Source organism: Streptomyces caelestis, assembly GCF_014205255.1.
Classification (GTDB): Bacteria; Actinomycetota; Actinomycetes; order Streptomycetales; family Streptomycetaceae; genus Streptomyces; species Streptomyces caelestis.
In genome coordinates this window covers 1,713,599-1,734,354 of the sequence record NZ_JACHNE010000001.1, presented here as the reverse complement: position 1 = coordinate 1,734,354, position 20,756 = coordinate 1,713,599, and the positions used below count along the sequence as shown (strand labels likewise).

The 20,756-nt window shown below is 69.8% G+C and carries 19 protein-coding genes; 17 read left to right on the top strand and 2 right to left on the bottom strand.

The window, feature by feature from the left end:
• Positions 1–36 precede the first annotated feature (36 nt).
• The gene (locus tag HDA41_RS07835; RefSeq protein WP_184981972.1) at positions 37–342 is read right to left on the bottom strand and encodes a ferredoxin; all 306 of its coding nucleotides are present in this window, start codon (positions 340–342) and stop codon (positions 37–39) included.
• A gap of 246 nt (positions 343–588) precedes the next feature.
• On the opposite strand from HDA41_RS07835, the gene arc reads away from it, so the two are divergent.
• From arc to prcA, 5 genes are all read left to right on the top strand, one after another.
• The gene (arc, locus tag HDA41_RS07830) at positions 589–2,355 is read left to right on the top strand and encodes a proteasome ATPase (RefSeq protein WP_184981970.1); all 1,767 of its coding nucleotides are present in this window, start codon (positions 589–591) and stop codon (positions 2,353–2,355) included.
• A 234-nt stretch (positions 2,356–2,589) separates the two neighbouring features.
• On the top strand, positions 2,590–4,101 hold the full coding sequence (dop, locus tag HDA41_RS07825; protein ID WP_358980908.1) for a depupylase/deamidase Dop: 1,512 nt from the start codon (positions 2,590–2,592) through the stop codon (positions 4,099–4,101).
• A gap of 178 nt (positions 4,102–4,279) precedes the next feature.
• Complete coding sequence (locus tag HDA41_RS07820; protein ID WP_030244016.1) at positions 4,280–4,498, top strand: ubiquitin-like protein Pup; 219 nt, start codon at positions 4,280–4,282, stop codon at positions 4,496–4,498.
• Positions 4,499–4,835: 337 nt separating this feature from the next.
• Positions 4,836–5,681, top strand: coding sequence for a proteasome subunit beta (gene prcB / locus HDA41_RS07815; protein ID WP_184981968.1), 846 nt, complete (start codon positions 4,836–4,838; stop codon positions 5,679–5,681).
• A gap of 69 nt (positions 5,682–5,750) precedes the next feature.
• On the top strand, positions 5,751–6,533 hold the full coding sequence (prcA, locus tag HDA41_RS07810; protein WP_184981966.1) for a proteasome subunit alpha: 783 nt from the start codon (positions 5,751–5,753) through the stop codon (positions 6,531–6,533).
• Between the two features lie 463 nt (positions 6,534–6,996).
• Here the strand turns inward: prcA and HDA41_RS07805 are convergent, their stop codons facing one another.
• Complete coding sequence (locus tag HDA41_RS07805) at positions 6,997–8,055, bottom strand: LacI family DNA-binding transcriptional regulator (protein ID WP_184981964.1); 1,059 nt, start codon at positions 8,053–8,055, stop codon at positions 6,997–6,999.
• A gap of 46 nt (positions 8,056–8,101) precedes the next feature.
• Here HDA41_RS07805 and HDA41_RS07800 point away from each other — a divergent pair, with 46 nt between their 5' ends.
• From HDA41_RS07800 to HDA41_RS07745, 12 genes are all read left to right on the top strand, one after another.
• Positions 8,102–9,361: an MFS transporter gene (locus HDA41_RS07800; protein ID WP_184981962.1), complete on the top strand. Its 1,260-nt coding sequence runs from the start codon at positions 8,102–8,104 to the stop codon at positions 9,359–9,361.
• 9 nt (positions 9,362–9,370) lie between these two features.
• Complete coding sequence (gene pafA, locus HDA41_RS07795; RefSeq protein ID WP_119101884.1) at positions 9,371–10,732, top strand: Pup--protein ligase; 1,362 nt, start codon at positions 9,371–9,373, stop codon at positions 10,730–10,732.
• A gap of 130 nt (positions 10,733–10,862) precedes the next feature.
• Positions 10,863–11,864: an FKBP-type peptidyl-prolyl cis-trans isomerase gene (locus HDA41_RS07790; RefSeq protein WP_184981959.1), complete on the top strand. Its 1,002-nt coding sequence runs from the start codon at positions 10,863–10,865 to the stop codon at positions 11,862–11,864.
• Between the two features lie 61 nt (positions 11,865–11,925).
• A complete protein-coding gene (locus HDA41_RS07785) occupies positions 11,926–12,297 on the top strand; it encodes an FKBP-type peptidyl-prolyl cis-trans isomerase (protein ID WP_010045336.1) in 372 nt (123 codons plus the stop codon).
• Between the two features lie 128 nt (positions 12,298–12,425).
• Positions 12,426–13,403: a helix-turn-helix transcriptional regulator gene (locus HDA41_RS07780; RefSeq protein ID WP_184981957.1), complete on the top strand. Its 978-nt coding sequence runs from the start codon at positions 12,426–12,428 to the stop codon at positions 13,401–13,403.
• A gap of 18 nt (positions 13,404–13,421) precedes the next feature.
• Complete coding sequence (locus HDA41_RS07775) at positions 13,422–14,492, top strand: helix-turn-helix transcriptional regulator (RefSeq protein ID WP_184981955.1); 1,071 nt, start codon at positions 13,422–13,424, stop codon at positions 14,490–14,492.
• 160 nt (positions 14,493–14,652) lie between these two features.
• A complete protein-coding gene (locus HDA41_RS07770; RefSeq protein WP_184981953.1) occupies positions 14,653–14,946 on the top strand; it encodes a hypothetical protein in 294 nt (97 codons plus the stop codon).
• A gap of 45 nt (positions 14,947–14,991) precedes the next feature.
• Positions 14,992–15,186 carry a hypothetical protein gene (locus tag HDA41_RS07765; RefSeq protein WP_184981951.1) on the top strand — a complete coding sequence of 65 codons (195 nt, stop codon included), beginning with the start codon at positions 14,992–14,994 and terminating at the stop codon, positions 15,184–15,186.
• Positions 15,187–15,445: 259 nt separating this feature from the next.
• Positions 15,446–15,730 (top strand): Sec-independent protein translocase subunit TatA, encoded by a 285-nt coding sequence (tatA, locus tag HDA41_RS07760; RefSeq protein ID WP_184981949.1) that lies wholly within the window; start codon positions 15,446–15,448, stop codon positions 15,728–15,730.
• A gap of 47 nt (positions 15,731–15,777) precedes the next feature.
• Positions 15,778–16,740 (top strand): twin-arginine translocase subunit TatC, encoded by a 963-nt coding sequence (gene tatC, locus HDA41_RS07755; RefSeq protein ID WP_184981947.1) that lies wholly within the window; start codon positions 15,778–15,780, stop codon positions 16,738–16,740.
• Between the two features lie 31 nt (positions 16,741–16,771).
• Positions 16,772–17,662 carry a diacylglycerol kinase gene (locus tag HDA41_RS07750; RefSeq protein WP_184981945.1) on the top strand — a complete coding sequence of 297 codons (891 nt, stop codon included), beginning with the start codon at positions 16,772–16,774 and terminating at the stop codon, positions 17,660–17,662.
• Between the two features lie 56 nt (positions 17,663–17,718).
• Positions 17,719–20,565 (top strand): DEAD/DEAH box helicase, encoded by a 2,847-nt coding sequence (locus tag HDA41_RS07745; RefSeq protein ID WP_184981943.1) that lies wholly within the window; start codon positions 17,719–17,721, stop codon positions 20,563–20,565.
• The last annotated feature ends 191 nt before the right edge of the window (positions 20,566–20,756 follow it).

Sequence of the window (20,756 nt, the reverse complement as noted above, 5' to 3'; positions counted from 1 at the left end):
GATATCAGACAGTAGTAACGGAACGTAGAGAAGTGGTCACTCCGCGTCCGGCCCGTAGATCTCGGCCCTGTCCGAAACTCGACGCACGTGAATACACTCGCCCGGACACTCCTTCGCCGAGTCGATCACGTCCGTGAGAAGCGGCAGCGGAACGGGCGTTGTCGCGCCCTTGTCCTGGAGCAACTCGTCGTCGGTGCTCTTCACATAGGCCAGACCGTCGATGTCCAGCTCGAACACCTCGGGCGCGTACTGGGCGCAGATGCCGTCACCGGTACACAGGTCCTGGTCGATCCAGACCTCCAGCGCCTCACCGTCGACCCCGGCCTCCTGCTGCACGCTCATGTCTCCTGCCGTTTCATACGTCGAGCCGGGTCGGGAATCCGGCCAGCTCTGACGGGTGTTGAACGCTTCGACCCTACCTCCGGCTGGGTTCCAATCATGTTCGCTGGGTATTCCCCTGGCGTGAGGGAGAGCGCAAGGGTGAAGATCGGACACACCCCGACCGTCTTTGTGATCTAGGGGTTTCAATCGACACCCGCCCAGGTAGGGTCTGGAAGCGTCCAGCTCCCCTTGGAGGAGGTGAGGACCGTGGCAGCCCACGACGACGACATGAACCGCGGCATCCGCCCGGGACGCGGGTCCGACGACCCGGCCGGGCAGATCGCCTACCTTGAGCAGGAGATCGCCGTCCTGCGACGCAAGCTCGCCGACTCTCCGCGACACACGAGGATTCTCGAAGAGCGGATCGTCGAGCTGCAGACCAATCTGGCCGGCGTGTCCGCCCAGAACGAGAGACTCGCCAACACGCTCCGTGAGGCCCGCGACCAGATCGTGGCCCTCAAGGAGGAAGTCGACCGGCTCGCACAGCCGCCGGCCGGCTTCGGTGTCTTCTTGACGGCGAACGAGGACGGCACCGCCGACATCTTCACCGGCGGCCGCAAGCTCAGGGTGAACGTCAGCCCAAGCGTCGAGCTCGACGAGCTCCGGCGCGGCCAGGAAGTGATGCTCAACGAGGCGCTCAACGTGGTCGACGCCATGGAGTTCGAGCGCGTCGGTGACATCGTCACCCTCAAGGAGATCCTCGAGGACGGCGAGCGGGCCCTGGTGCTCGGGCACACCGACGAGGAGCGGGTGGTACGGCTCGCCGAGCCGCTGCTGGACGTCACCATCCGCCCCGGCGACGCCCTCCTGCTCGAACCCCGCTCCGGCTACGTCTACGAGGTCGTGCCCAAGAGCGAGGTCGAGGAGCTCGTCCTCGAAGAAGTCCCCGACATCGGCTACGAGCAGATCGGTGGTCTCGGCGGCCAGATCGAGGCCATCCGGGACGCCGTCGAGCTCCCGTACCTCTACCCGGACCTGTTCAAGGAGCACGAACTGCGGCCGCCCAAGGGTGTCCTGCTGTACGGGCCCCCTGGATGCGGTAAGACCCTGATCGCCAAGGCCGTGGCGAACTCGCTGGCCAAGAAGGTCGCCGAGGTGACCGGCCAGGCCGCCGGCAAGAGCTTCTTCCTCAACATCAAGGGCCCCGAGCTCCTGAACAAGTACGTCGGTGAGACGGAGCGGCAGATCCGCCTCGTCTTCCAGCGGGCCCGTGAGAAGGCCAGCGAGGGCACCCCCGTCATCGTCTTCTTCGACGAGATGGAGTCCCTCTTCCGCACCCGTGGCTCCGGTGTCAGCTCGGACGTGGAGAACACCATCGTCCCGCAGCTGCTCGCCGAGATCGACGGTGTGGAGGGCCTGCAGAACGTGGTCGTGATCGGTGCCTCCAACCGTGAGGACATGATCGACCCGGCCATCCTGCGGCCCGGCCGGCTCGACGTGAAGATCAAGATCGAGCGTCCGGACGCCGAGGCGGCCAAGGACATCTTCGGCAAGTACCTCACCGAGCGCCTCCCGCTGCACGCCGACGACCTCGGCGAGCACGGCGGCGACAAGGGCGCCACGGTCCAGAACATGATCCAGACGGCCGTGGAGCACATGTACACCGAATCCGAGGAGAACCGCTTCCTGGAGGTCACCTACGCCAACGGTGACAAGGAAGTCCTGTACTTCAAGGACTTCAACTCCGGCGCCATGATCGAGAACATCGTGGGCCGTGCCAAGAAGATGGCGATCAAGGACTTTCTCGAGAAGAGTCAGAAGGGCCTTCGGGTCTCCCACCTCCTCCAAGCCTGCGTGGACGAGTTCAAGGAGAACGAGGACCTGCCGAACACCACCAACCCGGACGACTGGGCCCGGATCTCCGGCAAGAAGGGCGAGCGGATCGTGTACATCCGTACGCTCATCACCGGAAAGCAGGGCGCGGACACCGGACGCTCCATCGACACGGTGGCGAACACCGGTCAGTACCTGTAAAAGGCAGGGCGGCTGCGGGTGCCCTCGGCGGGTACCCGCAGCCGCCTGTTTTTCAGGCCACGGCTGGAGCAACGCAATGACGCAAATGATCTCCCCACCAGTGCAAAGGCGTTCTAGGCTCTTGCGTACCGCCAAGTCGCGCAGTGCGGGGACGGGCACCGCACACGCAACCGAGCGCCAGCGGTATCTGAGTGGAGCCCACGACCGAGGGCGCCGCCGGGCAAGGAGGGCCGCATGACCGTACGGCGAGTAATGGGCATCGAGACGGAGTACGGAATCTCCGTCCCCGGCCACCCCAACGCCAATGCCATGCTCACCTCGTCCCAGATCGTGAACGCCTACGCGGCGGCGATGCACCGGGCCCGCCGGGCCCGCTGGGACTTCGAGGAGGAGAACCCGCTGCGGGACGCCCGAGGCTTCGACCTCGCCCGCGAGGCCGCCGACTCCAGCCAGCTCACCGACGAGGACATCGGCCTGGCCAATGTGATCCTCACCAACGGCGCGCGGCTCTACGTCGACCACGCACACCCCGAGTACAGCGCTCCCGAGGTGACCAACCCGCGGGACGCCGTCCTCTGGGACAAGGCCGGCGAGCGGATCATGGCGGAGGCCGCGGAACGGGCCGCCCAGCTGCCCGGTGCCCAGCCGATCCACCTGTACAAGAACAACACCGACAACAAGGGCGCGTCCTACGGCACGCACGAGAACTACCTGATGAAGCGGGAGACCCCCTTCTCGGACATCGTGCGCCACCTCACGCCGTTCTTCGTCTCCCGCCAGGTCTTCACCGGAGCGGGCCGCGTCGGCATCGGCCAGGACGGGCACGAGCACGGCTTCCAGCTCAGCCAGCGAGCCGACTACTTCGAGGTCGAGGTCGGCCTGGAGACGACGCTCAAGCGCCCGATCATCAACACCCGCGACGAGCCGCACGCGGACGCCGAGAAGTACCGCCGTCTGCACGTGATCATCGGCGACGCGAACCTGTCGGAGATCTCGACGTACCTCAAGCTGGGGACGACCTCCCTGGTCCTGTCGATGATCGAGGACGGTTTCATCGCCGTCGACCTGGCCGTCGACCAGCCCGTCCGCACCCTCCACCAGGTCTCGCACGACCCGTCCCTGAAGCGCCTGGTCACGCTGCGCAGCGGTCGTACGCTCACGGCGGTCCAGCTGCAGATGGAGTACTACGAGCTCGCGCGCAAGTACGTGGAGGAGCGGTTCGGGGCCGACGCCGACGACCAGACGAAGGACGTCCTCTCGCGCTGGGAGGACACCCTCACCCGTCTGGAGCACGACCCGATGAGCCTGGCCGGCGAGCTGGACTGGGTCGCCAAGCGGGAGCTCATGGAGGGCTACCGGCGCCGGGACGACCTCGACTGGGACGCGCCGCGGCTGCACCTGGTCGACCTCCAGTACGCCGACGTACGGCCCGAGAAGGGCCTGTACAACCGTCTGGCGGCTCGCGGGCGCATGAAGCGGCTGCTGGACGAGGCGGAGGTGGAGCGGGCCCGTACGGCGCCGCCGGAGGACACGCGCGCGTACTTCCGCGGCCGCTGCCTGGAGCAGTACGCGGACGACGTCGCGGCGGCCTCCTGGGACTCGGTGATCTTCGACCTGCCGGGCCGGGACTCCCTCCAGCGCGTTCCAACCCTGGAACCGCTTCGCGGAACGCGTAATCACGTCAAGGAGCTCCTGGACCGCTGCCGCACCGCGGAAGACCTGGTCAGGGTCCTGTCGGGAGGGTGAGAGCGCAACGCGGGTACTCGGGTGGGGCCCGCCGGACAGGGTGGAAAATCCCAGGTCCGGGAATCATCGAGGTGGTCCCCGTACGTTGGAGCAACTGCGGGGCCATTGTCAGACCCGGCGAGTAGGGTCTGATCTTGACCGAGCAACTGTGTCGGGCGAACCGAGCGGGGTGAGGGATATGGCGACGAAGGACACCGGCGGCGGACAGCAGAAGGCCACCCGGTCCACCGAGGAGGTCGAGGAGCAGGCGGCGGAGGCGCAGGCTTCGGAGGACCTCAAGGAGCGTCAGGAGAAGCTGAGCGACGACGTGGACTCGGTTCTGGACGAGATCGACGACGTCCTCGAGGAGAACGCCGAGGACTTCGTGCGGTCCTTCGTTCAGAAGGGTGGCCAGTAAGGCGCCTGCGCCTTCGATCCGAAGGTGAATGGGGTGCCTGGGTGACGGACGGGCGGAGCGCGGAGCGCTGTGCGCGGGGCAGTGCGTGAGGTGATGCCTTCGTGTGCGGCGCTCCGGGCGTCGGTGGCGTCCGGAGCCCGGCGGGCCGCCGGATGAGAGTGGCGGGCAAGTGGGGCGTGGCTCCGGCGGAGTTGGGGTCGCCGGGCATGTGGATCACCGCCAAAGGACGGGTAGGGTCCGTGGCATACCGTGCCCCCGGTCGCAACCGGACCGGGGTTGTTTCCAAGGATCGGCCCGACGTCACAGGGCGGGCTGTCGCATACGTGGAAGGAATCGCGTGGAAGCCAACACTCGTAGCACCGGGCGTCTACCAGCTGCCTTCCTGACGCCAGGGTCCTCCTCCTTCATGGACTTCCTCTCCGATCACCAGCCGGAACTGCTGCCGGGCAACAAGAAGCTGCCACCGGTGCAGGGCGCGATCGAGGCGCCGCACGGCACGACGATCGTGGCCGTGACCTTCCCCGGCGGCGTCGTCCTCGCCGGAGACCGGCGGGCCACCATGGGTAACGTCATCGCGCAGCGGGACATCGAGAAGGTCTTCCCTGCCGACGAGTACTCGGCTGTGGGCATCGCCGGTACGGCGGGTCTGGCTGTGGAGATGGTGAAGCTGTTCCAGCTGGAGCTGGAGCACTTCGAGAAGGTCGAGGGCACGCAGCTGTCGCTGGAGGGCAAGGCGAACCGGCTGTCGACGATGATCCGCTCGAACCTGGGGATGGCCATGCAGGGGCTGGCCGTCGTCCCGCTGTTCGCCGGGTACGACGTGGACCGGGAGAAGGGGCGGATCTTCTCCTACGACGTCACGGGCGGGCGCTCCGAGGAGCAGGGTTACGCGGCCACGGGTTCCGGTTCGATCTTCGCCCGCGGCGCGATGAAGAAGCTCTTCCGGGAGAACCTGAGCGAGGCCGAGGCCACGACGCTCGTGGTCCAGGCGCTCTACGACGCGGCAGACGACGACTCGGCGACCGGTGGTCCCGATGTCGCCCGCCGGATCTATCCCATCGTCACCGTGATCACCGAGGACGGTTTCCGCCGGCTCACCGAGAACGAGTCGTCGGAGATCGCGCGCTCGATTCTGGAGCGGCGTCTGGAACAGCCCGACGGTCCGCGGGCCGCGCTGCTGTGAGCGGCGGGTTGTCTTCGTGAGGGTGGTCCAGTGAACCGACGGAATCTTCAAGAGAGGGACGGATAACCGGTGTCGACGCCGTTCTATGTCTCACCCCAGCAGGCGATGGCCGACCGGGCGGAGTACGCCCGCAAGGGCATCGCGCGTGGTCGCAGCCTGGTCGTGCTGCAGTACGCCGACGGCATCGTGTTCGTCGGGGAGAACCCGTCCCGTGCGCTGCACAAGTTCAGCGAGATCTATGACCGGATCGGCTTCGCGGCCGCCGGCAAGTACAACGAGTACGAGAACCTGCGGATCGGCGGTGTGCGCTACGCCGACCTGCGGGGTTACACCTACGACCGGGACGATGTGACGGCCCGGGGCCTGGCGAACGTGTACGCGCAGACGCTGGGCACGATCTTCTCCAGCTCGGCCGAGAAGCCGTACGAGGTGGAGCTGGTCGTCGCGGAGGTGGGGGAGAGGCCCGAGGGCGACCAGATCTACCGGCTGCCGCATGACGGGTCCATCGTGGACGAGCACGGCTCGGTCGCGGTCGGCGGCAACTCGGAGCAGATCAGCAGCTACCTGGACCAGCGCCATCGGGACGGTATGACGCTGGCCGAGGCGCTGAAGCTGGCGGTGCAGGCGCTGTCGCGTGACACGAACGGCAGCGAGCGGGAGATTCCCGCGGAGCGGCTGGAAGTGGCGGTTCTGGACCGGACGCGGCCGCAGAAGCGCAAGTTCAAGCGGATCACTGGGCGCCAGCTGGGCCGGCTGCTGGAGGCGGACGGGGCGACCACGGCGTCGGAGGCCGAGGCGGATGCGAATGCCGAAGCTGCGGCGGAGGCGGAGGCGTCCGGGAACGACGAGTAACGGTTGCCTCCGGCGGTTGAGCCGGGGTGCCTGCGGCGGCCTGTGCGGCTTCGGTGGGGGTGCGCGCCTTCGCCTACGCGCGGGTTGTGGGTCGGGGCCGCGTCGGGGGATGTCCGTCCTCGGAACGGCGCGATGGGGTCGGACACCGACTAACCGTCCGTTGACGCGCCAACCGCTGCGGGCGGACACCCCCCGACACGTCCCCTTCTCGCCGTAGGCGGCTGCGGGGCGTGGCGGGGGTCCGGTGGCCCGCCTGGCTGCGGGCAGCCGTGCCGCTTGGGCGGTACGGGTGGGCGCAAGCGGCCCCGCTCCGCCGGATTGCGGGCCCACCCCGCCCCAGCAGCGGCCGACGGCGCCCTGCTCCGCGGGGTTGGGGGCTCGCCCAGCCCCGCAGTGGCCGGCGGCACGCCGCTCGAGCCGGGTTGCTGCCGGGCCCGCCCGGCCCCCGCAGCAACCCGTGCACCTACGGCAAGCCTGGTGGTGCCGTAGAGCCCCGTACTACCAGCCGCACCGGGATGTCCCCGGCCTCGGGCTCGCGGCCCTCCAGGACGGCCAGCAGCGCCCGCATACCCCGTTCACCGAACAGCTCGGCGTCCAGGCGGACCGTCGTCAGTTCCGGGTCGATCGCCGTGGCCAGGGCCAGATCGTCCAGGCCGGTGACCGACAGGTCGTCCGGGACCCCCAGGCCCAGGCGCCGAGCTGCCTTGTACGTGCCGGCGGCCAGCTGGTCGTCGTCGCAGATCACGGCGGTCGGGCGGGGGCCGGGCTCGCAGAGGGCGGTTTCGGCCGCGGCCACCGCGCCCTCGATGGAGATCGGTGAGCGGGCCGTGCGGACGGACGTACCGGGCACCTCGGCCAGGCGGGCCGCCAGCTCCCGGGCGCGAACCTCGAAGGTCCAGGACGGCACGTCCGCCGCGAGGTGGAGGAACCGGCGATGGCCCAGGGACAGCAGGTGTTCCGCGGCCTGGCGGACACCGTCGGCGATGTCCAGGTTCACCGTCGCGGCACCCAGGCTCCCGGCGGGGTCGCTGTCGAGCATCACCAGAGGCAGTGCCTCCCCGCGGATCGCGGTGAGCGCGTCCGCGGCCATGGAGGAGGCGATGACGCCGTCCAGAGCGGCCTGGGCCGAGGCGAAGGGGTCACGGGCGGGACCGATGCCCTCGGGGGAGGGGTAGAGGACCACGCCGAAGCCGTGCTCGGCGGCGACGCGGGCCGCGCCCGTGTAGACGCCGGCGAAGAACTCGGTGGTCAGGGCCGGGACCACCAGGAGGACCGTGCGGGTGCGGCCCAGGCGCAGGTTGCGGGCGGCCAGGTTCGGCCGGTAACCCAGGTCGCGGGCGGCCTCGCGGACCCGCTGAGCGGTTGCCTCCGAGACGCGGCCGTGCCACTTGTCGCCCAGGACCAGGGAGACCGCAGCCTGGGAGACGCCGGCGGCCTGGGCGACGTCCCGGCTCGTGGGGCGGGTGCTGCCTCGTGCCACCGTCGGGCTGCTCCTTCGTCTGGACTCGTGAACAGCGGCCATGGTACGTATGGGAGCGGACGTTATACGTAAAACTTAGGGCGGGGACATGGCTACGGGATACCTGGAGATCCTTCGGGCGCGACACGCCGCCCGACTGCTCGTCGGCACGCTCGTGGGCCGGCTGCCCAACGCCACGGCGGCCATCGCGATCCTGCTGTTCGTGCGGGCGGAGGGCGGTTCGTACAGCCTCGCGGGGGTGCTGGCGGGCGTGTACGGCGTCGCCAACGCCGTGGGGCAGCCGGTGCTGGGCCGGCTCGTGGACCTGCGCGGGCAGCCGCGTGTACAGCTGCCGGCGGCCGTTCTCTCCGGGCTCGCCATGGCCGTCTTCGCCTTCGGCGGGATCGGGTCGCTGCCCCTCGCCTACGCCGCCGTGGCCGCCGCCGGGCTCTTCACGCCGCCCCTGGAGGGCGGGCTGCGGGCTCTGTGGTCGTCCGTCCTCCGCAAGGAGGAACACGTGCACACCGCGTACGCCATGGACGCCGTGGCCCAGGAGGTGATGTTCACCGTCGGGCCGCTGCTCGTGACGCTGTGCGTGTCCCTGTGGTCCGCCCAGGCCGCGCTGCTCGTGCTGAACGTGGTCGGGGTGCTGGGGGCGCTGTCCGTCGTGGTCTCGCCGCCCTCGCGCGCGTGGCGGTCGGCGCCGCGCGAGGCGCACTGGCTCGGCGCGCTGCGCTCGGCGGGGCTGCTGGCGCTGCTGGCGGCGTTCCTGTTCATCGGGATGGCGCTCGGGTCCATCACGGTCGCCTCCGTGCCCTACGCGGACGAGCACGGCGGTGACGTCGTGTACGGCTGGCTGATGGCGGCTCTGGGGTTCGGGGCGCTGGTCGGCGGCTCCGTCTACGGGGCCCGGCAGTGGGCCGGTGAGCCCGCTCGGCGACTGAGGGTGCTGGTGGCCCTTCTGGTGGTGTGTTACCTGCCGCTGATGCTCATGCCGGACGCGGTGCCCATGGTGGCGCTGACCGCGCTCGCCGGAGTCTTCCTCGCGCCCGCCATCGCCTGCGCGTTCGTCCTGGTCGACCGGCACGCGCCGCGCGGCACGGTCACCGAGGCGTTCTCCTGGCTGGTGACGACGTTCACCGTGGGCCACTCGGTAGGAACGGGCGTCGCGGGGCCCGTCGTGGAGACGGGCGGGGCCCTGTGGGGCTTCGCCGTGCCGGGTGTCGCGGGCGGCGTGTCCCTGCTGGTTTTGACCGCCACAGGACGGGTACTCGCAGCTCCCGGTGGGGGAGCGGTGGTTGCCGCCGGTTGGGAAAATGATCCAAACCGTGCCGTCGAACCCCGTTTCAGTTCAGGGGATCGGGCGTAATGTTCCCTCATGGACCGCCGCATTTTCGGGCTGGAGAACGAGTACGGCGTCACGTGCACGTTCAGGGGACAGCGCCGCCTGTCTCCTGACGAGGTGGCGCGGTACCTCTTCCGCCGTGTCGTGTCATGGGGCCGCAGCAGCAATGTCTTTCTGCGAAACGGCGCCCGCCTCTATCTCGACGTGGGTTCACATCCGGAATACGCCACACCCGAATGTGACAACGTGACCGAACTGGTCACCCACGACAAAGCGGGCGAGCGCATTCTCGAAGGACTCCTGGTGGACGCCGAACGACGCCTGCACGAGGAGGGAATCGCGGGCGACGTCTACCTCTTCAAGAACAACACCGATTCGGCGGGCAACTCCTACGGCTGCCACGAGAACTATCTGGTCGCCCGGCACGGGGAGTTCTCCCGGCTCGCGGACATTCTGATTCCGTTCCTGGTCACACGGCAGTTGCTGTGCGGCGCGGGCAAGGTGCTCCAGACGCCGCGCGGTGCGGTGTACTGCGTCAGCCAGCGGGCCGAGCACATCTGGGAGGGCGTCTCCTCGGCGACGACCCGCTCCCGGCCGATCATCAACACGCGTGACGAACCGCACGCGGACGCCGAGCGCTACCGCCGCCTGCACGTCATCGTGGGCGACTCGAACATGTCCGAGACGACCATGCTGCTCAAGGTCGGGGCCACCGACCTGGTGCTGCGCATGATCGAGGCCGGCACGGTGATGCGGGACCTCACGCTGGAGAACCCGATCCGGGCGATCCGCGAGGTCAGCCACGACATCACCGGCCGCCGCAAGGTCCGCCTGGCCAGCGGGCGCGAGGCCTCCGCCCTGGAGGTGCAGCGCGAGTACTACGAGAAGGCCGTGGACTTCTGCGAGCGCCGCGGCATCCGTACCGGCACCGTCGAGCAGGTCCTGGAGCTGTGGGGCCGGACGCTGGACGCGATCGAGACCGAGGACCTCGACCGCATCGGCACCGAGATCGACTGGGTCATGAAGTACAAGCTCCTCGAGCGGTACCGGGCCAAGCACAACATGACCATGTCGCACCCGCGGGTCGCTCAGATAGACCTCGCCTACCACGACATCCACCGCCGTCGTGGCCTGTACTACCTGCTCGAGAAGAAGGGCCAGGCGGCGCGCATCTGCAACGACTTGAAGATCTTCGAGGGCAAGTCGGTGCCCCCGCAGACCACTCGGGCCCGGCTGCGTGGCGACTTCATCCGGCGCGCCCAGGAACAGCGCCGTGACTTCACGGTCGACTGGGTTCACCTCAAGCTCAACGACCAGGCGCAGCGCACCGTGTTGTGCAAGGACCCGTTCCGTTCGGTGGACGACCGGGTGGAGAAGCTGATCGCCGGAATGTGAGGAAATGCGTCGGCGGGGAAATCGCCGGAACGCCACACGGGCGCCGTACGTTACAAGTACGGCGCCCTGCTCACGCCGTAGAGTTGCGCGCACGCCATCCACGAGATCGACCGATTACGAGGCCCCCACAGTGCGCCGACGCTCACTTCTCATCTCCGTACCCGCTGGACTTGCCACGCTCGCCGCGTGCGGCGACGACAAGTCCGACTCGAGCAAGGCCAGCGACAGCCCGTCGCCCTCGGCGTCGGCCCCGTCCGCGGCCCCGCCGCCGAAGATCGTCGACGGTCCCCTGCCGGCGGTCACCGCGGGCACGAAGTTCGACGAGAAGCCGACGGTCGCCAAGGGCGGCGGAGAGCCGTCGAAGCAGCTTGCGGTGAAGACCCTGGTCGCCGGCAGCGGCAAGACCATCGCGGAGAACGACTTCGTCGTCGCGCACTACCTGGGCCAGGTCTGGAACACCGCCAAGGTCTTCGACAACTCCTACGACCGCAAGGCCCGCCTGGCCATCCAGCTCACCCAGGGCCAGATCATCGACGGCTGGCGGTACGCGCTGGCCGGCAAGAAGGCCGGCAGCCGCGTCGAGATGGCCGTCCCGCCCACCTGGGGCTACGGCTCGCAGGGCAACCCGCAGGCGGGCATCAAGGGCACCGACACCCTGGTCTTCGTCGTCGACGTGCAGGACACGTTCAACGCCAAGAGCTCCGCCAAGGGCAAGGAGGTCCCGCAGGGCAACGCGGACCTGCCCAAGGTCGGCACCAACACCGACGGCAAGGCGCCTTCCATCGAGGTGCCCAAGGCGACCGCCCCGAAGAAGCTCGTGGCGGAGTACGTCCTGGAGGGTGACGGCGAGGAGGTCGCCGCCGCGGACAGCGTCCTCGTGCAGTACAAGGGCGTGCTGTGGGACGGCGGCAAGGAGTTCGACTCGTCGTACGCCAACAAGCAGCTCGTGTCGTTCTCGCTCCAGCAGGTCGTCAAGGGCTGGGCGCAGGGCCTGACCGGCAAGAAGGTCGGCAGCCGCGTCCTCATCGTCATCCCGCCGAAGCTGGGCTACGGGGACAACCCGCCGCAGGGCAGCGGTATCAAGAAGGACTCCACCCTGGTCTTCTCGGTGGACATCCTCGCGAAGCTGTGACGTGCGTGGGATGTAAGACTGTGCGTGTTCGCCTTTCCGCAGACAAGCAGGAGCAAGAGACGTGAGCATCGACAAGCCCGAGATCGACTTCCCGGGCGGCGAGCCCCCGGCGGACCTCGAGATCAAGGACATCTGGGAAGGCGACGGTCCGGTCGCGCAGGCGGGCCAGACCGTCACCGTGCACTACGTCGGTGTCTCCTTCAGCACCGGCGAGGAGTTCGACGCCAGCTGGAACCGCGGCACCCCGTTCCGCTTCCCGCTGGGCGGCGGCCGGGTCATCAAGGGCTGGGACCAGGGTGTGCAGGGCATGAAGGTCGGCGGCCGCCGCCAGCTGACCATCCCCGCCCACCTCGCCTACGGCAACCAGAGCCCGTCCCCTCTGATCAAGCCCGGCGAGACGCTGATCTTCGTGGTCGACCTGCTCGGGGTCTGAGCAAGATCCGAACAGACTCGATCACGTGGGGCCCATGCCTGTTCGGGCATGGGCCCTCGGCTTTGCCGTACCACCGTGTGGCGGTACGGTCATCGCTCGTAAGCACCATAGGGAGGCGAAGCGCGTCGATGGCCATTGCCAAGGCCGAGCGGCTGATGAACCTGGCGCTGTGTCTGCTCGGGACGCGGCGGCCGCTCAGCAAGCGTGAGCTGCGCGACTCCATCGAGGCCTACGTCGAGGCCTTCGGGCCGGGCAACGGCGCGGGCGGCAACGACGACTCCTTCAACCGCATGTTCGAGCGCGACAAGGACGACCTGCGCGAACTGGGACTGGTCATCGAGACCGTCGAGAGCCTCGACGGCGAGGTCGGCTATCTGGCCCGCCGTGACAGCAACCGCCTCCCGCCCATCACCCTGGACGCCGAGGAGGCCGCCGCGCTCGGGCTCGCCGCCAAGGTGTGGCAGCAGGCCCGGCTCGCCGGCGCCGCCAGCGGCGCCCTCCAGAAGCTGCGCGCGGCGGGACTCCCCGAGGACGTCGACCCGTACGGGTCGCACGGCGCCCTGGAGCCGCGCATCCCGGTGCACGAGGCGGCGTTCGAACCGCTGATGCTCGCCTGCCGGGACCGCAGGCCCGTCGTCTTCGACTACCGCAAGGCCACCGCCGCCCGTCCCGAGCAGCGGCACGTGGAGCCGTGGGCGCTGGAGTGCTGGCGGGGTCACTGGTACCTGGCGGGCTGGGACCGCGACCGGGGAGCCGAGCGGGTCTTCCGGCTGTCCCGGATCACCGGCAAGGTTCGCTCGCGCGTCGGCCGGTACACCGCTCCCGTGCCGGATGTCGTCACCGTCCGTGAGACCGTCGCGAGCTGGGCCGGGGAGATCACCGACCGCTCGGCGCGGATCCGGCTGCGCTCGGCCGCGGGGTACCCCCTTCGGGCGAAGGCCACCTCGGTCCGGGAACTCGGTGACGGCTGGGACGAGTTGGAGATTCCGTACGGCCACGGGCTGGACGCCTGGCTGGTGGAGTTCGGGCCGGACGTGGTCGTCCTGGAGCCCGCGGAGCTGCGGGCCGACGTGGTGGACCGGCTACGCGCCGTGGCCAAGGGCTGAGGGGGAGCGGACGAGACAGTGGCAGGCAAACCGGTCAGGCCCGTGAACGCCATCGACCAGACCAGACGCATGCTCTCCCTGGTGACGTATCTGAGGGAGCGCCCCGGAGCCCGGGTCGAGGACGTCGCGCGCGCCTTCGGTATCACCGAGGACGAGCTGGTCTCCGACCTCGACGTGCTGCCCATGTGCGGCACCAGCTTCCGCGGTGGCGACCTGCTCGACATCGACACCGACGGCGAGCGCATCTGGTGGCACAACCCGGCCGCCCTGGCGGCGGAGGCGGCCGAGCCGCTCAGGCTCGCCGCCGACGAGGCCACCGCCCTGCTCGTCGCCGCCCGGGCCGTGGCCACGCTGCCCGGACTGCGCGAGAGCGACCGGCAGGCGCTGCTGCGGGCGACGGCCAAGGTGGAGGCCGCGGCCGGCGAGGCGGCGGGCGCCAGCGCGCGGCTGTCGGTGACCTTCGAGTCCGAGGGCGGGGTCTTCGCGGACGTCGACCGGGCGATCGCCGAGCGCCGCCGGCTGTGGATCCGCTACTACTCGCCCGCACGCGACGAGGTCACCGAGCGGGAGATCGACCCGATCCGCCTGGTCAGCGTCGGGCACACGTACGTCGAGGCCTGGTGCCGCCGCTCGGAGGCACGCCGCACCTTCCGGCTGGACCGGGTCGCCGAGATCAAGATCCTGGACGAGCCGTCGGCGCCGCCGGAGATCGAGCTGCGGGACCTGTCGGAGGCGCTGGTGCAGCCCGCCGCCGAGGATCCGGAGGTCGTGGTCGAGGTCGGGCCCGGCGGCCGCTGGGTCGCCGAGTACTACCCGCACGACAGTGCGGACGAGCTTCCGGACGGCGGGCTGCGTATCACTCTGCGGACCCCCGAGCCGGCGTCGCTGCGGCGCCTGGCGCTGCGGCTCGGGCGCGACGGCCGTATCGTGTCGCCGCCCGAGCTGGCGGACAGCGCCCGGCAGGCGGCCCGCGAGGCGCTGGCGGCGTACGACGGGATCGAGGCGGTGGCGGCGGCCGGGGCGGTGGAGGCGGTCGAGGCGCACGGGCCCCATGCGGTGGCGGACGGGCCGGACGGCAGGCGCGCGTGAGCCGCGGGTGCGCTCGGCGCCGACGGCAGGCCAGGGCCGTCCCCCGGCACCGCCGTGCTGCCGGGGAGCGGACCCGGGCGGCGCTGGTGGCGTGCCGGCCCGCACCGGCGCCGCCCGGATGCCCCGAAGGCGAACGACCCGAGAAAGAGGAGTCAGGGCTGTGAGCGAGTCGGTGACGTCCGGTGCGATGGGTGTGACGGTGGAGTCCGCGTTCGCCGGGATGAGAAGCGTGTCCCCGGTGGTGTTCCGGGCGGGCTGCCCGGACTGCCGGGAGCGCTTCGAGCTCACCGCTGGTGCCCTGCGCCTCGCCATCGGCGCCACGAGCCGCACCACCTTCTACTCCTTCACCTGCCCGGAGTGCGGCGCGTCCGTCCGCAAGCCCGCGGGGGAGCGGATCGTGGAGCTGCTGACCGGCGGCGGCGTGCGGACCCTGCGGCTGCATTCGACCGTGTAGAGGGTCGTGCCGTTCGACGTTCCAGGAGGGTCTAGGCTCGGCGTCATGTTCTGGCCGATGTTCGCGATTGCCGTGGGATTCGTGGGTCTCGCCGTGCTCGGGGTGCTCGCCGTGCGGGTCTTCGTCGAGGCACAGCGTCTGGGCAGCCAGGTCACGGACTCGGCGCGCCGTATCAGCCGGGCCGCGGAGGACCTGGAGCGGGCGGCGGAGAGCGCGGCCCGGTCCGCGGACGCCCTGTGAGCTGTCCGGCGGGCGGCTGTGAGTCGGGCTTTGGGACACTTCGCCCTGTCACCTCGGCGGTTCGGACAGGTACGCTGCTGGTCGCGGCCCGGTTAACGAGGCACTGGCCGCGGACGGGAGTACGCACGGGGGATGCAGAGGGATTGCCTCACGTTTACCCCCGAGCGTTACGATCGCTGTCGACACGACCGTTCGGACATATGTCCGACCGGTCGGACAGCACCCCACCACAGCCGCCTCGGTGAGAAGGTAAAGACTTATGTTCGGAAGGCTCGGAGCCCCCGAGATCATTCTCATCCTCGTCGTCATCATCCTGCTGTTCGGCGCGAAGAAGCTTCCGGACATGGCTCGGTCGCTCGGCAAGTCGGCCCGCATCCTCAAGAGCGAGGCCAAGGCGATGAAGGACGAGAACAAGTCGTCCACGACCCCGGCCGGCCCGCCCAACGACGACGAGCAGCCCTCGCAGCGCACCATCCAGGCCGCCCCCGGTGACGTGACCAGCTCGCGCCCGGTCAACGAGCCGACGGACACGACCAAGCGCTGACGCAGGGCCGGTGACCTCCGGCCCGCCGCACGAGATGGGAACGTGGGTTGCTGAAGTCTGCCCGCAAGCAGGAGAAGGATCCCGAGGGGCGGATGCCCCTCGCGGAGCACCTTCGCGAACTCCGCAACCGGCTCGCGAAGGCGATTTTGGCGATCGTCGTCGTCACGGTCTTCGCCGCCTTCTTCTACAACGACATCATCAACTTGATCACCAAGCCGATCCTCGACTCGGTCGGCTGTGACAAGACCTTCGCGGAACTGGCCAGGTCGCGGGCGGGCTCGAAGCCGTGTGCGCAGATCACCATCAACGGTCTGCTCACCCCCTTCACGCTGGCGCTGAAGGTGTCGCTGATGGCCGGTGTCGTGCTGGCCTCGCCGGTCTGGCTCTACCAGCTGTGGGCCTTCATCGCCCCCGGACTGCACCGGCACGAGAAGAAGTACGCCTACGCCTTCGTCGGCACGGGCGCCCCGCTGTTCATCGTCGGTGCCTACTTCGCGTACACGGTCCTTCCCACCACCGCGAAGGTGCTGCTCGAATTCACCCCGGGCGGCACGTCCAACCTCCTCCCGCTGGACGACCTGCTCGACCTGGTCATGCGGATGGTGCTCGTCTTCGGCCTCTCGTTCGAGCTGCCGCTGCTGCTGGTCATGCTCAACGCCACCGGCGCGATCACTGGCAAGCGCATGCTCGGCTGGTGGCGCGGCATGATCATGGGCATCACCGTCTTCGCGGCCATCGCCACGCCGAGCACCGACCCGCTGACCATGCTGGCGCTCGCCGGGCCGATCTGGATCCTGTACTTCGGTGCCGTGCTCGTCTCGCTGCTCAACGACCGCCGCCGCAGCCGCCGCGAGGCCCTCGGCCCCGACGACGACGAGGCCTCCGAGCTGGACCTCACCCCTGACGACATCGGCGAGATCGAGCCCGTGACCACCAGCCGCGCCGCCCTGCCCGAGCAGGCGGGCGCGGAGCGCACGGACCGGGTCAACGGTTATGACGACGTGACCTGAAGATCGGCAGCCAGCTCATAGGGTCGGTCGCGTGACCAGCGAGATCACCCTTTTCGTCAACCCCACCGCGGGCCGCGGCCGGGGCGCCCGCGCGGCGCAGCCGGCCGCTTCCGCTCTGCGGGCGGCCGGTTTCTCGGTGCGCACGGTGCTCGGGGAGGACGCCGCGGACGCCCTCACGCGCGCGCGTGCCGCCGTCGCGGGCGGCACCGGAGCGCTGATAGCCGTCGGCGGTGACGGCATGGCGCAGCTGGCGCTGCGAGCGGTCGCGGGCACGAACACCCCGCTCGGCCTGGTCGCCGTCGGCACCGGCAACGACTTCGCTCGCGCCCTCGGTCTGCCCGTGCGCGAGCCGGCCGCCGCGGGCCGCATGATCGCCGACGCCCTCAAGCGCGGCCGGCTCCGCGACATCGACCTCGGTCTGGCGGGGGACCGCTGGTTCGGCACGGTCCTCGCCTCCGGCTTCGACTCCCGGGTCACCGATCGGGGCAACCGCATGCGGTGGCCCGTCGGCCGCTTCAAGTACGACCTCGCGATGATCGCCGAACTCGCCGCGTTCCGGCCCGTCCCGTACCGGATCCGGCTCGACGACGGCGAGATCCGTGAGGTCGAGGCGACCCTCGTCGCCGTCGGCAACGGATCGTCGTACGGCGGCGGCATGCGGATCTGTCCCGGCGCCGACCTGACCGACGGGCTGTTCGACATCACCGTCGTCGGGGACTGCGACCGTACGACGCTGCTGCGGGTGTTTCCGCGGGTGTACCGGGGGACGCACGTCGAGCATCCGAAGGTGACCGTGCTGCGGGCGGCGCGGGTCGAGATCGCCGCCGAGGGGATCACCGGGTACGCCGACGGGGAGCCGCTGGGCCGGCTTCCGCTGAGCGCGCGCTGCGTGCGCGGGGGCGTGCGGGTCGTCGGCCCCTGAGCCGTGCTGCCCCTGAGCTGCGCCGATCTCCGGTTTCACAGGAACGGATCCGGATAATGATCGTCCTGTTGTCAGTGCGGCCCGGTACGCTCGAAAGCACGATGACAGAGGATCTCTCACCGGCCGAGCGGTACGCGGCAGCCCGTAGGCGCGCTGCCGAGCAGGCCACCGCGCTCGCCTCCTTCCGCGAGATGTACGACTTCGGCCTCGACCCCTTCCAGATCGAGGCCTGCCAGGCGCTCGAGGCGGGGAAGGGCGTGCTGGTCGCCGCGCCCACCGGCTCCGGCAAGACGATCGTCGGCGAGTTCGCCGTCCACCTCGCCCTCCAGCAGGGCAAGAAGTGCTTCTACACCACGCCCATCAAGGCGCTGTCGAACCAGAAGTACGCCGATCTGTGCCGCCGCTACGGCACGGACAAGGTGGGCCTGCTCACCGGCGACAACAGCGTCAACTCCGACGCCCCGGTGGTCGTGATGACCACCGAGGTGCTGCGGAACATGCTGTACGCCGGTTCGCAGACGCTTCTGGGCCTCGGCTACGTGGTCATGGACGAGGTGCACTACCTCTCCGACCGCTTCCGGGGAGCCGTATGGGAAGAGGTGATCATCCACCTCCCCGAGTCGGTCACGCTCGTCTCCCTCTCGGCGACCGTGTCGAATGCCGAGGAGTTCGGTGACTGGCTCGACACGGTCCGCGGCGACACCGAGGTGATCGTCTCCGAGCACCGGCCCGTGCCGCTGTTCCAGCATGTGCTGGCCGGGCGGCGGATGTACGACCTGTTCGAGGAGGGCGAGGGCCACAAGAAGGCCGTCAACCCCGACCTCACCCGCATGGCGCGCATGGAGGCGACCCGGCCGTCGTACCAGGACCGCCGGCGCGGCCGGCTGCGCGAGGCCGACCGCGAGCGGGAGCGCAGGCAGCGCTCCCGGGTGTGGACGCCGAGCCGGCCGGAGGTCATCGAGCGGCTCGACGCCGAGGGGCTGCTGCCCGCCATCACCTTCATCTTCAGCCGCGCCGCCTGCGAGGCCGCCGTCCAGCAGTGTCTGTACGCGGGCCTCAGGCTCAACGACGAGGAGGCGCGCCAGCGGGTCCGCGCGCTCGTCGAGGAGCGCACGGCCTCCATCCCGCACGAGGACCTGCACGTCCTGGGCTACTACGAGTGGCTGGAGGGCCTGGAGCGCGGCATCGCCGCCCATCACGCGGGCATGCTGCCGACCTTCAAGGAGGTCGTCGAGGAGCTGTTCGTGCGCGGCCTGGTCAAGGCCGTGTTCGCGACCGAGACCCTCGCCCTCGGCATCAACATGCCCGCCCGCTCGGTGGTGCTGGAGAAGCTCGTCAAATGGAACGGCGAGCAGCACGCGGACATCACCCCGGGCGAGTTCACACAGCTGACCGGGCGGGCCGGCCGGCGCGGCATCGACGTCGAGGGCCACGCCGTCGTGCTCTGGCAGCGCGGCATGAACCCCGAGCATCTGGCGGGCCTGGCCGGCACGCGCACATATCCGCTGCGGTCCAGCTTCAAGCCGTCGTACAACATGGCGGTCAACCTGGTCGAGCAGTTCGGCCGGCACCGCTCGCGCGAGCTGCTGGAGACGTCCTTCGCGCAGTTCCAGGCGGACAAGTCGGTCGTCGGCATCTCCCGGCAGGTGCAGCGCAACGAGGAAGGGCTGGAGGGCTACAAGGCCTCCATGACCTGCCACCTCGGCGACTTCGAGGAGTACGCGCGGCTGCGCCGCGAACTGAAGGACCGGGAGAACGAGCTGGCCCGGCAGGGCGCGGCACAGCGGCGCGCGGAGGCCGCCGTCTCGCTGGAGAAGCTGAAGCCCGGTGACGTCATCCATGTGCCCACCGGCAAGTACGCGGGCCTGGCGCTGGTGCTGGACCCGGGCCTGCCCGCGGGCCGTTCGAACGGCCACCGCGGTTTCGAGCACCACGACGGGCCGCGCCCGCTGGTGCTGACCGCCGAGCGGCAGGTGAAGCGGCTGGCGTCCATCGACTTCCCGGTGCCGGTCGAGCCGTTGGAGCGGATGCGGATCCCGAAGTCCTTCAACCCCCGTTCTCCGCAGTCCCGTCGGGACCTCGCGTCCGCGCTGCGCACCAAGGCCGGGCACATCCCGGCCGACCGGCACCGCAAACGGCGCTCCCAGGCGGCCGACGACCGCGAGATCGCCCGGCTGCGGACGGCGCTGCGCGCGCACCCCTGCCACGGCTGCAACGACCGCGAGGACCATGCCCGTTGGGCCGAGCGCTACCACCGGCTGCTGCGGGACACCTCGCAGCTGGAGCGGCGCATCGAGGGCCGTACGAACACGATCGCGCGGACGTTCGACCGGATCGTGGCGCTGCTGACCGAGATGGACTACCTGCGCGGCGACGAGGTCACCGAGCACGGCAAGCGGCTCGCGCGGCTGTACGGCGAGCTGGACCTGCTCGCCAGCGAGTGTCTGCGCGAGGGCGTCTGGGAGGGGCTCGGCCCGGCCGAACTGGCCGGGTGCGTCTCGGCGTTGGTGTACGAGGCGCGCGTCGGGGACGACGCGCTGGCACCGAAGCTGCCGTCCGGGAACGCCAAGGCCGCGCTGGGCGAGATGGTACGGATCTGGGGGCGGCTGGACGCCCTCGAGGAGGAGTTCCGGATCAGCCAGACCGAAGGTGTCGGGCAGCGTGAGCCGGACCTGGGGTTCGCCTGGGCCGCGTACATGTGGGCCTCCGGGAAGGGGCTCGACGAGGTGCTGCGCGAGGCGGAGATGCCGGCGGGGGACTTCGTGCGGTGGTGCAAGCAGGTCATCGATGTGCTGGGGCAGGTCGCGGCGGCGGCTCCGCAGGGGTCTTCAGTGGTGAAGAACGCCCGTAAGGCCGTTGATCTGTTGCTGCGGGGAGTTGTCGCCTACTCGTCGGTGGGGTGAGCTTGTTGCGCGGGTGCCGGTTGTGTGTGGTTGCTCGCGCCCCGCGGCGGAGCCGCAAGTCGGCACAGCCCCGCGCCCCTGAAGGCACGTTGTCCTGAAGGTCCCTCACCCGTGACGGTGAGGGACTTTCGTATGCCTGTTCTTCGCTACGGTTCGTATTCGAACGGTGTCGCAGCGTGCAAATGGCCGAG

Coding starts and splice junctions, on each gene's coding strand:
- pafA (WP_119101884.1), top strand. CDS start 9,371: ATGGACCGCCGCATTTTCGGGCTGGAGAACGAGTACGGCGTCACGTGC.
- tatA (WP_184981949.1), top strand. CDS start 15,446: ATGTTCGGAAGGCTCGGAGCCCCCGAGATCATTCTCATCCTCGTCGTC.
- HDA41_RS07800 (WP_184981962.1), top strand. CDS start 8,102: ATGGCTACGGGATACCTGGAGATCCTTCGGGCGCGACACGCCGCCCGA.
- HDA41_RS07745 (WP_184981943.1), top strand. CDS start 17,719: ATGATCGTCCTGTTGTCAGTGCGGCCCGGTACGCTCGAAAGCACGATG.
- HDA41_RS07835 (WP_184981972.1), bottom strand. CDS start 342: ATGAGCGTGCAGCAGGAGGCCGGGGTCGACGGTGAGGCGCTGGAGGTC.
- HDA41_RS07780 (WP_184981957.1), top strand. CDS start 12,426: ATGGCCATTGCCAAGGCCGAGCGGCTGATGAACCTGGCGCTGTGTCTG.
- HDA41_RS07805 (WP_184981964.1), bottom strand. CDS start 8,055: ATGGCCGCTGTTCACGAGTCCAGACGAAGGAGCAGCCCGACGGTGGCA.
- HDA41_RS07820 (WP_030244016.1), top strand. CDS start 4,280: ATGGCGACGAAGGACACCGGCGGCGGACAGCAGAAGGCCACCCGGTCC.
- HDA41_RS07765 (WP_184981951.1), top strand. CDS start 14,992: ATGTTCTGGCCGATGTTCGCGATTGCCGTGGGATTCGTGGGTCTCGCC.
- dop (WP_358980908.1), top strand. CDS start 2,590: ATGACCGTACGGCGAGTAATGGGCATCGAGACGGAGTACGGAATCTCC.